An 11,070-nucleotide genomic window follows, 5' to 3' on the forward strand; every position below is an offset into this window, starting at 1 on the left:
TCGATCCGCCCGTTTGTAATTGGGCGCCGCGGCTGGCTGTTCTCGGACACGGTTGATGGCGCGACTGCGAGCGCCAATCTTTACTCTCTGGTCGAAACCTGCAAAGCCTCTCGAATCGACCCGTACCGCTACCTCCACTGGCTGTTCAGGCATATCCCTCTGGCGACCAGTGTCGACGACGACGACGCGCTTATGCCCTGGAAAATGCCTGCTTCCCTGCACTGAGCACACGCCACGCCTCTCGGCGATTCATGGCCCTCAACTCCACTCGCAGAGGCACGTCGATAATAGATCGCTTACGATCAAGCTTGCGTCCGCAATCACTCAACTTGCGGACGCAACATGACTTCAGACGAACTCGATTTTCTCCCTCTCAAAGTCACGCACATCGACGAAGGCGGTAGGCGCTGCTTCGATCCCGACGGGAAACGACGGCTGATCGAGGCGTGCGAGAAACCCGGTGCATCGGTGGCTGGCCTGGCGCTCAAGGCTGGCGTGAACGCCAACCAGCTGCGCAAGTGGATCATGCTGGAGCGCAGGCGGCTCATGCATATAGACTCGCGGAAGTCGAGCCGCACGGGCTCGGCGGAATTCGTACCCGTAGTGGAGGTAGCCGAACCGGATGCTGTGACGGCAAGCGCAAATCTGCGTTCGTCGCCTGCCGTGACGCCGGTGCTCAGGCCGCGCGAAGTCGTGCGAAGTTCGCCGCGCCCACCGTCACCGTCGCGCCTGGTGGCGCGACTTCCCAACGGGGTGAGTCTCGAATTTGAGTGCAGCGGGCAGGATCCGGCATTGATCACGACGATGATTGACGCGTTGAGAAGCCGGTGATGCTGCGCTTCGCCAACGACCTGCGCGTCTACCTGTATCGCGAACCGGTTGATTTCCGGTGTGGCATCAACACCCTTGCTGTTCTGGTCGAGGAATCGATGCGGCTGGACCCGCTTGCCGGCGCCGTCTACGCGGTCCGCAATCGTAAATGTGACAGGATCAAGCTCCTGCTGTACGAGCGCACTGGCTTCTGGCTGTTGCTGCGCCGGCTCGAGGAAGACCGTTTCGTGTGGCCGCGACGCGATGAGGAAGTGATCGAGCTGACAACGCAGCAGCTGCACTGGCTGTTGGACGGCATCGATATCGACGCGCTTCGCCGTCATCCTGTCCGTCATTACGAGCACGCCGGTTAGCCCGGCACGTTGCAGGTCAGCAACGCGACAGGCGCCTTTTACGGATTGACGTAAACCTGTAGCGCGCCGCGCTCCGCTATCCTGTAGCGCATGACGAATGCACCCGACCTCAAGCGCGTACCCCATGCCGTCCAGGGCTACATACACGATCTCGAAGAACGCGTGGCCGGCGACACGAAGCCAGCCTGAGCGGAGCAAGGTCGGACGCAAGCCGTTGCCGGCGTACCTGAAGCGCGAACGCGTCGATTACGATCTGCCGGAAGACCAGCGAGGCTGCGCGTGCTGTGGCAATCCGATGCATCGCATCGGCGAGGATATCAGTGAACAGCTGCACGTCCAGGTCAAGTGGACGGTTCGCCAGAACGCGCGCGCAAAGTACGCATGCCGACACTGCGAGCGTCACGCCGAACATACACCGGTCGTGCTCGCCCCGATGCCAGTGCAGCCGATTCCGGGTAGCCATGCGGACGCCTCGGTGATCGCGACGGTGGCGACCGCGAAATACGTCGACGGCATGCCGCTGTACCGGATGCAGGCGGCACTTGCCCGCTGGCAGATTCCAGTGAGTCGGGGCACGCTCGCGCAATGGGTGATCCGTCCAACAAGCCATCCCATCGCAGAATTACGAACAATTTGTCGGTAATCCTGAGGGGAAACCCGGGGCGGTTCAATGTCCGTGTTGACTTATGCCATTCACGGACCATCCAGCTGCAGAGGGCCCTGAGCCCGCCCTTCTTCTTGTAGAACTCCGCAAGGGCCAGGTGAGTGCCATAGGTAGAGAAAATCTTCGGGTCATAGCCAAGCTCTTTCGCGATGTGCGCGATCAACGCGTCCCAATTCGGCAGACCAAGGTTGGCAGGCACCCGGCCCCCGCAAACAGCATCAGCTTGCCGGTGTGGTGGGCATCAAGCAGTTCGTCTTTCGTTTCGTGCCCTTCGCAGATTTGAGGTGGGCGGCAAACAGATCCAGTGCTTTGCGGCGCATGGAGATGTCGTCCTTGGCGGCCCCCATCTCCGCAAACGTCTGTGTGCTGCCATCCGGGACGAAGACACAGTCCCATTGGAAGTGAGTGGGACCGGCAGGTTTGCGAGGTACGGTTCCGTTGATCGCACCTTCGATTATATGGATCTCGCGCCCGTCGCAGTACCCAAGGATCGTTTTGGCAGTCACCTTGGCGTCGCCAAGCCCTGTAACGAGGTTGGCGAAGCGATCCGCTTGTAGCCTGTCCCAGAATATCTGCGTCAAACCTGCGGGAAGTCCATTGAGGCCGCTCAAGTACAAGCCTGTATGTTCGACGAACAACGGGCGACCGATGGACTGGAACGCCTTGGTCAGCTTGTCCCGCACCAAACTCTCGAAGTCTTCTGTCTGGAGCTCCTCGATTTTCCTCGACACCGGCACGATGTCCACGCGTACGGGGGCAAGGATCCGCTGCACTTCGGTGATCTTGTGCTCGTTGCCCGACATAAATCGGATTTTCAAATTAGATCCTTCATGAATGAATAGCGTTTGGCTACTTCGTACTGCTGTCGCATGTCACCGATCGACAGGCCTTCGGCCATCGCGGCGGCTTGGTCATCCGCAAGGCCGCGCTGGTGGATTGCGGGGTTATCCGAGCAAATGACAAACGGCACGCCATATCGCCAGAACTGTTGAAGCGGGTGAGCCTCGTTCGCAGGAACTGCGCCAGTAAGCCGATTGCTGATCGGACACACCTCGACGCAGATATCCCTCGCGGAAAGAAGCTCCAGCACATCTGGATCTTTGCCAGCCGCTGTTCCGTGGCCAATTCGATCTGCGCCGAACAGTTCTACGGCAGACCGGACGTTCTCAACGCGGCCTGTTTCACCGGCGTGGATCGTGATCCCGAGATCGAACCTGTCTTTGGCCTCCCGAAAGAGTGAGGGCAACTCTTTCGGATATGCCGTTTCTTCATCGCCAGCAAGATCGAGCCCAATCACGTCCTTCGGCTCACCAAGGTCCTGGTAGGCCTGCAGGAGGGTGGATAGGTTGACCGCGCTGTAGTCGCCACGCGTCACCGTGAGAATCAGGCCGCGCCGGATACCGTGGCGCAGTGCAGCCACCCTGGTCGATTCGATAAGGCGCTCGAGCGCCTGTGCTGGCGAACACTTCTGAAGCTGTGCAAGGTACAGAACGCTGCTTCGGAGCTCGACGAAGCGCACGTTGTTTTCCGCCAGGCCCGCGACAACTGCAAAGGTGAGGCGATCGAGATTCTCGCGCTTCCTTGGAAAGAGCCGTAGAGCTTGCCACGGCGTTAGGTATTCGGCCAGCGACTGGCAGGGTGTCGCTCGAACTAGGTCTCGCTCAAACTCGAATCCGGCTGGCAACACGGTCGCTTCGTCTGCCAAGATCTCTCGAATCGTCGACGTTGGAATCGCGCCGTTCATGTGCATATGGAGTTCCCCCCGGCTATGCACGTCCGCGCCCTTTCCGTATTCGTGCGCTTCCTTGGCGTCGCGGGCATCGCCAAGCATCCCGGGTAGGTCAATCTGCCGTTGATCCAATCGTAGTTCCTGTATCTACTTATCGAGAGTCCTACTCGTTTCTGTGCGTTCTAGCGCGTTCCCATATTGTAACGCCTCCTCCGCAGAGACGCGTTAAGAACGTCCGGTCTGCCGTAGAACTGTTCGGCGCAGATCGAATTGCCCACGGAACAGCTCAACTGGTTCTGTCGCAGTAAGAGCGAGAGGTCGGCCAAGTCCGATATGATATGGATTCCTTATCCAGCCAGCAAATAGAATTGCTGTGCGGGAGTTTGACCAACGCCGCCATCGTTCAATTGCCCCTTGACGATCATGTGCATAACTTCGATGCCGCCCAACAGGATGCGGGCACAACGAAATTTCTCGAACCCAGGCATCGGTCGGGTCCGGCGCTTGATCGCCCGATGATCCTGTTCGATGATGTTATTCAGATACTTTTTCTGGCGGACCCTGATCGGCACCTCCCGCCGGGCGTTGATCGCCTGCAAGGCAGCCAGATTCGATCGGCTTTGTCCGGATGGGGGAATTGCAAAGATGCTACGGGTTGTGTAAAAGCGCAACATCATGAAGCCAGCATTGAATAATGCCATATAAAGCCAGACTAAAGACGGGTGAACCGCGCAAGCGCAAGAAGCCGGGATACCGGGTGACGAACGCGCGGGTGGATAACCAGAGCCTGAGAAAGCGCAGCATGATCAGCCTGTATGTGCCGGGCGGCGATCTGAAGGCGCAGCTTATCAACGCAAAGATCCGTACGCCGGGCGTGTCGGGGCGTGAGCCGACCTACACCACGGCGTACATCGAGCTGATCTTTACCTTCTACCGGCTGTTCGGCTGGGGGATGCGGCAGATCACCGGCTATATGGAGGACTACTGGGAGACTCGCGGGCTGGACATCCTGGTGCCCAGCGCCAGTCAGCTGGCCGAACGGTTCGCTTCACTGGAGGTGAGCGTCACGCAGCGTTGCGAACAACTGGCCCGGCGTCTCGGGCGCGGCGAGACGATTAGTCTCATCGTCGACAGCACGGGATTGAGCTTTGGGCGGGCGAGCCAGTGGTACGAGGAAAAGTACGGCAGAAGGCCGCGCGCACGCCGTGGCGCAAGATGCATCTGTCGATCGACGCTGACATGAACGTACACGCGATCCGCATCACCACTACAGAAGTATCGGACCGCGAAGGAATGGACGCCGTGCTGCCCGCTGATGCGCCGATGGATCGGGTGATTGCCGATGGCGCGTACTACAGCATCGAGCGTACCGAAGCGCTTTCAGGCGCGGGCGTGACGCCCGTCATCCCACCGCCAGCTCACGCTGTCGTACGCGGCGAGGAGCGAACCCGCCGGCATGACCAGATCGTCAGATACATCGAGGACAAAGGCATCTATGCATTTCACAAGAAATACGGCTACGGTGTGCGCTCGCTGGTCGAGGCACAGATCTCGCGCATCAAGCGCTGCATCGGCGAGCGCCTGCTGACGCAGGAGCTTGCGTCGCAGGAAGGCGAAGGCGTAATCATCGCCAACCTGCTGAACCGGTGGAACGCCTTCGGCAAACCGGTTTGCGTCAAAAATGCATAGTCGCGTCCATGGCACGGGAACTCGTACCCATCCGGACAAAGCCCAGGAGTGGGGCGAATTTCGCTGCGCTTGAGGCTATCAACGCCGGGCGCGAGACGCCGATCAGGATTCGTCAGCCGAAGTATCTGAATAACATCGTCGAGCAGGACCACCGCGCGATCAAGCGCCGGACCCGCCCGATGCTCGGGTCCAAGAAATTTCGTTGCGCCCGCATTCTCCTGGGTGGCATCGAAATCATGCACCTAATCGTCAAGGGGCAATTGAACGATTGCGGCGTTGGTGCAAACTCCCGCACAGCAGTTCTATTCGCTGACTGTATAAGGAATCCATGCCATATCGGTCTTGGCCGACCTTTCGCTCTTACTGCGACAGAACCCGAGCTGGCGCCCTGTACCTTGCGACAAGGACATCGTCCCCCTGCCACTGTAAATCCGAGACAGCCTGCCCATAGTCGCGCGACTTCGCGACAGTGTAGGCGTCCAGCCATGCGGTGATCTGTCGCATTTGTCGCAAATGCGACATTGAGAACATTGAAGCGGCCGCATCGGAAGACTCGCTGGAATACCGAACTGACGTGGGATTTACCACCTCACGCACACTTGGCACAAAAAGTGATAGTCAAGAGAGAAGCCTCTTTTGAATTTCGAGTGGGTGGATTTGGCCGCATCAAGGGCGGGCGTAAGCCCGGCGGAGCGCGCCCTTGATGCGGTCAAATCCAGTCCACGCTTGACGGCTCGGGGCCAGGCAAAGCCTTGCGGCGCCTAGCTCCCGAGCTCGTCCGGGCGGCAAGGACTTCCACGCCTTGGGGCGGGGTTAGGGGTGGGGAAATCCACGCCGAAGAGTCGAGTCTTCCGCTACCGCGCAAGGGGTGCCACCCACTCAAACTTCAAAAGAGCCAGAGAGAAATTAGTGGGTGTGCGGCAGCAGGCGGCGTAGTGCAAGGCATTGCACTACGCTACGGCCAGCTCGTTCAACGTAGCAATGGTTAGGGCTACACAATGATAGCTTTATCGAAAGAAGAGGCGGGCGAAGGCCGTGCTGTGCACGGAGAGCTATCCCTCCCCGGCATGAAGCCGGGGTTGCCCGCGCCTTCTAATGAAAAAATTTTTAGTATCAATCGCCTCGTTTGTGTTGCTACTGTCGATGACGGTGACTGCAGCCGTGGCTGCCCCCGCGCCGTTGCCAAGGTGGAGCGTGTTGATTTTCATGAACGGGAAGAACGATCTCGAACCGTTTGCTCTGCAAAACTGGAGGCAGATCGCGAACGCGGGAAGTACAGACGAGGTGGCCATTGCCGTCGAGTTCGGACGAATCGGCGATCCCGATGAACCCGGTAGCTGGGGCGGCGTGAAGCGCTTTTTTGTCGAGAAAGGCATGACTCCGGATGCGGCGAACGCAGTACAGGACCCAGCACAGCTAGTGCGGAATGCGGACATGGGCGACTTTGATGCATTTCGTGAATTCCTCGCATGGGGAAAGAAGTACCATCCTGCGAAGCACTATATGGTGGTTGTTTGGGATCACGGAGCGGGGTGGCGCGCGAACCGAAAGTCGTCGCCTCCGATGCGATCCGTGTCGTTCGATGATGAAACTCAACACGCACTTTATAACGTCGACGTCGCTGGCTTTGATGCTTGTCTAATGGCGAATCTAGAAAATGCATACGAGTTGCGCTCGCGAGCGAGTTATTTGGTTGGAAGCGAGGGAATGGAGCCGGGCGCGGGATGGGACTACGGGTTCCTCGGCGAACTCGTCGAAAATCCGGCAATGAGCGGGAGCGATTTGTCCAAATCGATTGCCGCACACTACGCAAATTACTATACCGCTAACCCGTCGGGCCACGTGACACTTTCCGCAATCGATCTTGGTAAGGTCGTCCAGATTGTCGAGAGGCTAGATCGAAGTGCCGCGTCGATCGAGGCCAACGCGCCGGTCGCATTCGTGCCAATGGCATCGCCGTTCGGTCGCGGCGCTGTGTCCTCATTGTCAGAGCCGTCGTTCGACAGTGCTGCGGCTGCGCGCGAATCGCGCGCACCTCTGCGCTACTCCGGCGACGTGACCGTCGGCGCAGTCGATCTCTCCGCGTGGCTGGACGACCTTGTCGCGGGCAAATTGACCGATCCAATGACGGCGTCCTCCGCAAGCGGCGCGCGGACCGCTCTCCGGGCGGCTGTTCTCGTCAATTTTTACGCAGGCTGCTCGGCTAGCGCGACGGCTTGCGGTGACAATGGTCTATCGATCCTCTTTCCCAAGAGCGGTACGGACTACAAGTTGCTGGTCGATGCAAGCGGTTATGACAGGACGAATGTGTTCAAGCCCATGGCGTTCGTCAAAGAGACAGGTTGGCCGAAGTTTCTTCACGGCGTGTTCGGTATTCCGCTGAAGCTCTAGGGCTGTTTACATTCGATGAAATGTGTTTACATTTTGTCTTTTGCGCGAGCAGGCCAAGATGATTCGAACGTTATTGAGCGATGAAGTATGGGCACGAATCGAATCCGTCTTGCCGGGCAAGGAAGGCGATCCTGGGCGCACGGCGACCGACAACCGTTGGTTTGTCGAAGCTGTCCTCTGGATCGGCCGGACCGGATGCTCCTGGCGCGATTTGCCGAAAGAGTTCGGCCGATGGCATACGGTGTACATGGGCTTTGTCCGGATGGGTGTATTGCAAAGATGGTGCGGGTTGTGTAGAAGCGCAACATCATGAAGCCAGCTTGAATAATGCCATATAAAGCCAGACTAAAGACGGGTGAACGGCGCAAGCGCAAGAAGCCGGGGTACCGGATGACGAACGCGCGGGCGTATAACCAGAGCCTGAGAAAGCGCGGCATGATCAGCCTGTATGTGCCGGGCGGCGATCTGAAGGCGCAGCTTATCAACGCAAGGATCCGTACGCTTGGCGTGTCGGGGCGTGAGCCGACCTACACCACGGCGTACATCGAGCTGATCTTTACCTTCTACCGGCTGTTCGGCTGGGGGATGCGGCAGATCACCGGCTATATGGAGGACTACTGGGAGAGCTTTGGGCGGGCGAGCCAGTGGTACGAGGAAAAGTACGGTCAGAAGGCCGCGCGCACGCCGTGGCGCAAGATGCATCTGTCGATCTCTCGCTTCAAGGCCCGCGAGGTCAGGTCGCGGCGCCCGGCCTGGATGTCTGCCGTAAAGGCCAGCCAGGCGCTCACTGGTGAAACGCGTTTGCCACGTTGTGATGAATCGCGAATCGCAGCAATTCGGCCATGATCGCCGCCCGCGAGGCTCCTTCGGAGAGCAGCAAGAAACCGCGCACGCCTTACCTGGCCAACCGCCATCGTGCGGCTGCGCTGCATCGACATCAGCTCTTCGCGCTCGGTTTCACTCAGATTCATTTTGCCCATGCACTATTAGCATCAGTGCAATTTCATTGGTTCAATGGACTAGGAGAAAAGCATGCAGCAAATCGCGGATTCAATTCGACATTCTATAAGGAACAATCACTTAAAGTCGTATGTATATAGTTACCCTTCGAAAAGGTCGTATAAAAGTCTACATAATATCGGCATTGCGGAAATATGGCACACCGGTGATCGCGGGCCAGCTTCAATATATATCCATATACCATTTTGCAGATACAGATGTACTTATTGTACGTTATTTCTAACTACCCAGGGCACAGAGGACATAATACAAAATTATGTTGATAAAATATGTGAACAAATCAAATTTTATGCGAAATACACGGGAAGGAAGACAGTTGTATCTGTGTATTTTGGTGGCGGAACTGCGACTATTCTAAACGAAAAACAATTCGGACAGGTTTTTTCATCGATTCAACATGGATTCCCGAATATTGCGTCCTCTGCTGAGCTATGTGTCGAAGGTTCTCCCGACTCGATGTCCGAAGAACTCCTCGATTTCTTGAAAAGCCAAGGCGTGAACCGAATCAGTATGGGTATCCAAACTATGGATTCCGCTGAACTGAAGGCCAGCGGTCGCCCATACCCGGTTTCGACAACAATCTCCGCGGTAGAAAATATCCGAAAGCGTTTCGAAAATTTCAATCTGGATCTGATCTACGGCCTTTCAGGTCAGACCTACGAAAGCTGGCAAAATTCGCTCCGCCACATCGTTTCATCAGGTCCACTTACTATCTCACTGTATCCTGCAATTAGCCGACCTCTCACAGCGATTTATAAGCAGCAGCGATTGCATCCGGAGCGATACATCGACGACCAGACCACGTATGCGATCTACGATAGCAATGTCGAGTTCATGCAAATGAATGGATACCGACAGGAGTCCTTCACTAGGTTCACCCGTCTGCCAGAAAATAGCAGCGCGTACGCCCAAGAGACTTCCGACTTTCTCGGCGTTCCGATGATCGGAATTGGAGCAGGCGCAAGAAGCTACAACGGAAAATACCACTACAGCTTCGACTACGCGGTCGACCTCAATGAGGTCGGCAAGGCCATTGAAGATTATTTGAGCCTCGAAATCACCGAACACAGCATGGTCAGGTACGGGATTGTTCTTGATGCTTACGAAGAGCGCTTGAGATATTTCATCCTCAGCCTTACGCTGAACCAGCTTTCTCGGGCATACTATTCATCACAGTTTGGCCGGAGTCTGTATTCTGATTTTTTGGACGTAATTGATGCACTTGAGGCTGAGGGGTGCATCGAGCCACCCTCCAATGACAAGATTCGATTGACCAGGAAGGGTTACAAATACAGTAATTTGGTCGCGCACCATCTTTTCTCGAGCCATGTGAAAACCCTGGAAGAAAGGTATGTTCCACGATGAACAACAGTGAGCGATTTTGGGAGAAAGGTTATTCGGACGCGAAAGTTTGGACGATGGGCGGACCGAGTGTAGAGGTATTTGAAATTGAACAGTTTCTACCACGAAACTCGACTGTTATAGACATCGGCTGTGGCGAAGGCAGAAATGCGCTCTTTCTTGCCCTCAGGGGACACAAGGTGACCGCCTTGGAACTTTCCTCGAACGCCGTAAAGAAACTTCGTTCGATTGCTGACCGTTATTCATTGAACATCGATGTGATCGAGGAACGGATCGAGGATTTCGTACCGGATGAAAATTATGATCTAGTTATGGCGCACTCGTCGTTACATTTCGTGACGAAAGAGGTGTGGATTCCCTTGCTTCGGGAAATGAGGCTACGGACTAAGCCGGGCGGATTTCACAACTTCACATCGATTATTGGAATTCCTCGCTACCCAGTTCCGCACGAGTGCCGACATGCCAATTCGTTTGACCGAGGCGATCTCGACTCGCAATATGCGGACTGGCAGATTCTTCGTTCCGATTTCTACGCCAAGTGGGATTGCCATCCGGGTATTCCGACGCATGTGCATGCCGTTGAGAAGTTTCTCTCGAGAAAAGCAAACTCGGTCGAGCGGTTCACGTTGACGAAGGTCGATCTTTCGAACAGCGACAATCTTCCTTTAATCTTGTTCGACAGCATACCCCTTGGAGCCGATGTTACCGCAGTCAAGTCGATGGGTGTTCGTCCGAGACATGTCAATCGGATTGAAATGCCAGGGTGGAACATGACGTCTCCTATGGAGCTGACGGGCAACTATGTGGTTGAAGACTGGATTTTTGGGAAATACGGACTCCAATTCACACAGGGCATTTTGACGGGTAAATACGAGTATTTTACGTCACCAGTTTCGTTGCGGAACTCTAGCAGGCTGTTGAATTTGGGTCCCGTGTAGACGGGGTTTGAGGGACGGGCGTTATGGATATCGTGTTCATGATCTTTGGCAGCGGATGCGATGCGCGGAATGGATGAGATGCAGGAACCCCTG

General features: G+C 56.4%; 10 protein-coding genes and 5 pseudogenes. 11 read left to right on the forward strand and 4 right to left on the reverse strand.

The features are described 5' to 3' along the window. From AB4Y34_RS39125 to AB4Y34_RS39140, 4 genes and pseudogenes are all read left to right on the forward strand, one after another. On the forward strand, positions 1–225 hold a 225-nt coding region (locus AB4Y34_RS39125), incomplete at its 5' end, for a transposase domain-containing protein (protein WP_368719059.1). 117 nt (positions 226–342) lie between these two features. Further along, positions 343–831, forward strand: a complete 489-nt coding sequence (locus tag AB4Y34_RS39130) for a transposase (RefSeq protein ID WP_176370111.1) — start codon at positions 343–345, stop codon at positions 829–831. Further along, on the forward strand, positions 831–1,184 hold the full coding sequence (gene tnpB / locus AB4Y34_RS39135; protein ID WP_176370110.1) for an IS66 family insertion sequence element accessory protein TnpB: 354 nt from the start codon (positions 831–833) through the stop codon (positions 1,182–1,184). Before AB4Y34_RS39130 ends, tnpB begins: the two co-directional genes overlap by 1 nt. A 90-nt stretch (positions 1,185–1,274) precedes the next feature. After that, positions 1,275–1,788, forward strand: a pseudogene (locus tag AB4Y34_RS39140) (IS66 family transposase zinc-finger binding domain-containing protein); the annotation flags it as partial. Positions 1,789–2,066: 278 nt separating this feature from the next. On the opposite strand, the gene AB4Y34_RS39145 reads toward AB4Y34_RS39140, so the two are convergent. From AB4Y34_RS39145 to AB4Y34_RS39155, 3 genes and pseudogenes are all read right to left on the reverse strand, one after another. Then, positions 2,067–2,666 carry a non-canonical purine NTP pyrophosphatase gene (locus AB4Y34_RS39145; protein ID WP_368719060.1) on the reverse strand — a complete coding sequence of 200 codons (600 nt, stop codon included), beginning with the start codon at positions 2,664–2,666 and terminating at the stop codon, positions 2,067–2,069. Beyond that, positions 2,663–3,709 carry an adenosine deaminase gene (locus AB4Y34_RS39150; protein WP_176370108.1) on the reverse strand — a complete coding sequence of 349 codons (1,047 nt, stop codon included), beginning with the start codon at positions 3,707–3,709 and terminating at the stop codon, positions 2,663–2,665. The genes AB4Y34_RS39145 and AB4Y34_RS39150 overlap by 4 nt, the downstream gene beginning before the upstream one ends. Positions 3,710–3,924: 215 nt before the next feature. After that, positions 3,925–4,197, reverse strand: a pseudogene (locus tag AB4Y34_RS39155) (DDE-type integrase/transposase/recombinase); the annotation flags it as partial. A gap of 74 nt (positions 4,198–4,271) precedes the next feature. Here AB4Y34_RS39155 and AB4Y34_RS39160 point away from each other — a divergent pair. The 5 genes and pseudogenes from AB4Y34_RS39160 to AB4Y34_RS39180 form a co-directional block, all read left to right on the forward strand. Further along, positions 4,272–4,820, forward strand: a complete 549-nt coding sequence (locus AB4Y34_RS39160; RefSeq protein ID WP_368719061.1) for a transposase — start codon at positions 4,272–4,274, stop codon at positions 4,818–4,820. Next, a complete protein-coding gene (locus tag AB4Y34_RS39165) occupies positions 4,817–5,266 on the forward strand; it encodes a transposase (RefSeq protein ID WP_368719062.1) in 450 nt (149 codons plus the stop codon). The genes AB4Y34_RS39160 and AB4Y34_RS39165 overlap by 4 nt, the downstream gene beginning before the upstream one ends. 44 nt (positions 5,267–5,310) lie before the next feature. After that, positions 5,311–5,587 (forward strand): annotated as a pseudogene (locus tag AB4Y34_RS39170) (DDE-type integrase/transposase/recombinase); the annotation flags it as partial. Positions 5,588–6,361: 774 nt separating this feature from the next. Continuing rightward, positions 6,362–7,657: a clostripain-related cysteine peptidase gene (locus tag AB4Y34_RS39175; RefSeq protein WP_368719063.1), complete on the forward strand. Its 1,296-nt coding sequence runs from the start codon at positions 6,362–6,364 to the stop codon at positions 7,655–7,657. Between the two features lie 58 nt (positions 7,658–7,715). Continuing rightward, positions 7,716–7,919: pseudogene (locus tag AB4Y34_RS39180) on the forward strand (transposase); the annotation flags it as partial. Between the two features lie 449 nt (positions 7,920–8,368). On the opposite strand, the pseudogene AB4Y34_RS39185 reads toward AB4Y34_RS39180, so the two are convergent. Next, positions 8,369–8,637 (reverse strand): annotated as a pseudogene (locus AB4Y34_RS39185) (helix-turn-helix domain-containing protein); the annotation flags it as partial. A gap of 52 nt (positions 8,638–8,689) precedes the next feature. Between AB4Y34_RS39185 and AB4Y34_RS39190 the strand changes: the two are divergent. After that, complete coding sequence (locus AB4Y34_RS39190) at positions 8,690–10,042, forward strand: STM4012 family radical SAM protein (RefSeq protein WP_176370071.1); 1,353 nt, start codon at positions 8,690–8,692, stop codon at positions 10,040–10,042. Then, a complete protein-coding gene (locus AB4Y34_RS39195; RefSeq protein WP_368719064.1) occupies positions 10,039–10,977 on the forward strand; it encodes a class I SAM-dependent methyltransferase in 939 nt (312 codons plus the stop codon). Before AB4Y34_RS39190 ends, AB4Y34_RS39195 begins: the two co-directional genes overlap by 4 nt. Positions 10,978–11,070: the final 93 nt, after the last annotated feature.

Origin of the sequence: Paraburkholderia sp. BR10954, from assembly GCF_040965775.1 — a bacterium.
Taxonomy (GTDB): Bacteria; Pseudomonadota; Gammaproteobacteria; order Burkholderiales; family Burkholderiaceae; genus Paraburkholderia; species Paraburkholderia youngii.

Excerpts from the sequence above, each read along its gene's own strand:
- AB4Y34_RS39130 (WP_176370111.1), top strand. The coding sequence starts at position 343 with ATGACTTCAGACGAACTCGATTTTCTCCCTCTCAAAGTCACGCACATC.
- tnpB (WP_176370110.1), top strand. The coding sequence starts at position 831 with ATGCTGCGCTTCGCCAACGACCTGCGCGTCTACCTGTATCGCGAACCG.
- AB4Y34_RS39160 (WP_368719061.1), top strand. The coding sequence starts at position 4,272 with ATGCCATATAAAGCCAGACTAAAGACGGGTGAACCGCGCAAGCGCAAG.
- AB4Y34_RS39165 (WP_368719062.1), top strand. The coding sequence starts at position 4,817 with ATGAACGTACACGCGATCCGCATCACCACTACAGAAGTATCGGACCGC.
- AB4Y34_RS39175 (WP_368719063.1), top strand. The coding sequence starts at position 6,362 with ATGAAAAAATTTTTAGTATCAATCGCCTCGTTTGTGTTGCTACTGTCG.
- AB4Y34_RS39190 (WP_176370071.1), top strand. The coding sequence starts at position 8,690 with ATGCAGCAAATCGCGGATTCAATTCGACATTCTATAAGGAACAATCAC.
- AB4Y34_RS39195 (WP_368719064.1), top strand. The coding sequence starts at position 10,039 with ATGAACAACAGTGAGCGATTTTGGGAGAAAGGTTATTCGGACGCGAAA.